The organism is Sutterella sp. (genome assembly GCF_052272535.1).
Taxonomy (GTDB): Bacteria; Pseudomonadota; Gammaproteobacteria; order Burkholderiales; family Burkholderiaceae_F; genus Sutterella.
This window is the reverse complement of sequence record NZ_DAVZJY010000255.1, coordinates 1-3,054: the sequence shown is the minus strand read 5'-3', so window position 1 is coordinate 3,054 and position 3,054 is coordinate 1. Positions and strand designations below refer to the sequence as shown.

Genomic DNA, 3,054 nt, shown 5'->3' with positions numbered 1-3,054 from the left:
TAAATATAGGGCATCAATCTTCAATTATTTTCGGCAACTAACTTGACAGACACCGGAGCCTGATTTGTTAGCGGTGCGCCCAGAGCGCGGCTGCTCCGCAGCCTTCCGAAAAAAGCTTCCGCACAACTGCACCGCAAGAGCCGGCGATCACACCTTCGCCACACTGCAGAGCTGCAGTCCGGCGAAGACGGCGGCGACTTTCCGCAGGTTTTCAATTGCCGCCGCCGGTTCGACCGCGCCATAGCGCAGCAACTGCGACTTCGACGCCTCAAGTGCGTGCGCGATGTTTTCTTCGGAGGCATCCGATCGCTTGAAGTACTTGAGCTCGAGGAGATACGCGGCCGCGCCGGATGCCGGATTCTTCGGCCGCAAAAGCAGGTCGCAAAATCCTCTCCCGCGCGCCTCATCTTCGAGCGTCACTTCATAGTCCGAATTCGTGAGCATGGCGAACTTCAACGCCACCTGCAGCGCCGTTTCCGAAAAATGCGTCAGAACATGGAGCCCGCATGATTTCTGCAGCCTCTCGGAAACAAACACAAGCAAGGGTTCGATTTCTCCAGCCTCAAGCTTCTGGAACACCGCTCGGAGCGCACTCCCTTCGAAAGTTGGTGCGGCTCCATATTCGGACTGGAAGAAGTATTCGTAGAACTGTCCGATGACCGCTTTGTTCGGGCAGCGCAGCCGCTCCCTCTCACCTTTCGGAAAGGTGAGGAATCCCAAGAAGAAGAGGAAGGAGAGCACGGAGCGCTCGTCGAATCTGTTCCGGGCATTGAGATTGATGGCGGCCGACAGCGCTGCGTTCGGGATCGGCAGCGCCTGATCGCGGTTGGCGGCATCCACGACTTCCCGCACGACGGCTTCGTCGGCAAGCTCGAGAATGCTACGCATTTTGCTGATGTCCGTCCCGACGGAGGGATCAAAGAGATCCGCAGGCTCTTCTCCCGCATCCTGAAGCGAGCTCAGAAAATAGAGGCACATCGAGGCGTTGTAGACCGATTTTTCACTCTGCGGCGAAAAACGATATCCGTTGTAATAGTCGCGCATCCGGTCCATGAGCTGCTCGAGCTTCACGCCGCAGTGATCGAGATCTATTGTTTCGGCGACGAGGCCGCGGAGCTCCTCATCGGTGAATCCCACGGAATCGGCAAATGCGGGCAGCTGACTGATGTTGCGCTGGATGCCGAAGCCCGAAGTGATGGAGTCAAGGGATACAGACGTGACGCCCGTCATGAAGATGCGCGAAACCGTCCCCGATGCAGTCTGGTCCTTCAAATTCGCATAGAAGCTTTTGAGGAACCCGTCGTTCGAAGTCATCGCGTGGAAAAGCGATTTGTCTGCAGCGAGGATCTCATTGGCGAATTGATCGTACTCGTCGATGATGACATAGAGTTTGTCGCCAACCCGGTCCTGAACGAAGAGCGTGAACGCGCGGAAAAGCTCCGAGGGCGTCTCGTAGCGCCCGTACAACAATACGCCGCTCCCAGGCATCGGATACCGCCGGAAGAAGTCTCCCATCCCAAGGAGGAGCTTTTCGATGAAGCCGCGCAGAACGCCCCGGGAATCGATGCCGGAGAAATCAAAGCGCACAACGAAGAAGCTGCCCTGCAGCGGCGTTTTGTGCGCATGGATGTAGGTGCCGCCGAAAAGCTCATCGAAGTCCTTCGCCGACGCCCTGTCGTAATACTCCATCAACATCGTCGTGACGAGCGTCTTGCCGAAGCGCCGCGGCCGCAGGAAGAGCGGGAAGCGGACCGCCATCCGCTCGAGCACCTCGATCAGGCGCGTCTTGTCGACAAACGCGAAGTCTCCCTTTCGAACTTCGCGAAAGGAGGAGAGACCGTAGGGCAGACGACGATAATGCGTACTCATCAAAAATCCTCAGCGCTCGACTGCTCGCAACCAAATGAGAAGTGGACCGCGGGCAACCCGCGCAAGGCCAGCGCCTACGAGGGAAACCGCCGGCGATGAATGCTCGGCAGCCCTCGGCCCGGTGCTTCACGCATGCAGTTTACCGGAGCGCTGCGCATCGGTGCAGTCCCCACATCCACGCCTCAGCCCGAGGGCGCATCCACCATTGACCTCCGTCGTAATACCTCGGGGCTCGGGCGCGCCGCACCCCCGCCCTGCGGCTATCCTTAGCCCATCTCGAAAACTCCCGGGACGCCGCAGTCCCGCCTGCACCATGCAAAAGCGCACTCTTCTTCTGTCGGCCTGCGCCCTTCTCGGCCTTGCCGCCGCCCGACCTCTTCTCGCCCAGACGACCGCCCGCCCGGGCCGCCGCCTGATCGCCGGCATGGATGCGGCCTACCCGCCCTTCGGCTCGCGCGACTCCAAGACGGGCGAGTACGTGGGCTTCGACGTGGACGTGATCAAGGCGATCGGCCGCGCCGAAGGGTTCGACGTTGAGGTGCACAACCTCGCCTTCGACGGCCTCATCCCGGCCCTGAAGACCGGCACGATCGACATCGCGATCAACGACATCACGATCACGCCTGAGCGCGCCAAGAACGTCGCCTTCTCGAAGCGCTACTACATCGCGGGCCTCGGGATCGTCGTCAACATCGACAACACGACGATCCGCACGGCCAAGGACCTCGAAGGCAAGCGCCTCGCCGTCTCGATCGGCTCCACGGGCGAAGAGGCCGCGCGCAAGATCAAGGACGCGAAGATCCGCGTCTTCAACCAGTTGAACGAGTGCTACCTGGAACTGCGCAACGGCGGCGTGGACGCCGTCGTAAACGACATCCCGACGAACGACTACTACGCCGCGCAGGCGGGCAGGGGCAAGGTGAAGTCGCTTCCCGTCGCCCTCACCGCCGAAGATCTCGGCATCGCCGTGAAGAAGGACAATACGGCGCTCCTCGCGCACATCGACTCGGGACTCGCCAAGATCAAGAAGAGCGGCGAATTCACGGCGATCTACAAGAAGTGGTTCGACCGCGAGCCGCCCGCCGCGCTCCTCAAGGAGTGAGTCGGCCCGGGCTCTTGCGCCTGATCGAGCTCCATAAGGCGTTTCATCTACCGCCCGCGGTCTTCCCGGCCGCGGGCGATCTG

General features: G+C 60.7%; 2 protein-coding genes. One reads left to right on the top strand and one right to left on the bottom strand.

All coding sequences use genetic code 11. From position 1 onward, the window contains the following. Positions 1 to 147: 147 nt before the first annotated feature. Entirely contained in the window at positions 148 to 1,869 is a 1,722-nt protein-coding gene (locus ACT6Y9_RS09935) for an AAA family ATPase (protein ID WP_443744408.1), read from the bottom strand. A 313-nt stretch (positions 1,870 to 2,182) separates the two neighbouring features. Between ACT6Y9_RS09935 and ACT6Y9_RS09930 the strand changes: the two genes are divergently transcribed. Then, positions 2,183 to 2,971 (top strand): basic amino acid ABC transporter substrate-binding protein, encoded by a 789-nt coding sequence (locus tag ACT6Y9_RS09930; RefSeq protein WP_443744407.1) that lies wholly within the window; start codon positions 2,183 to 2,185, stop codon positions 2,969 to 2,971. Positions 2,972 to 3,054 lie beyond the last annotated feature (83 nt).

Excerpts from the sequence above, each read along its gene's own strand:
- ACT6Y9_RS09935 (WP_443744408.1), bottom strand. The coding sequence starts at position 1,869 with ATGAGTACGCATTATCGTCGTCTGCCCTACGGTCTCTCCTCCTTTCGC.
- ACT6Y9_RS09930 (WP_443744407.1), top strand. The coding sequence starts at position 2,183 with ATGCAAAAGCGCACTCTTCTTCTGTCGGCCTGCGCCCTTCTCGGCCTT.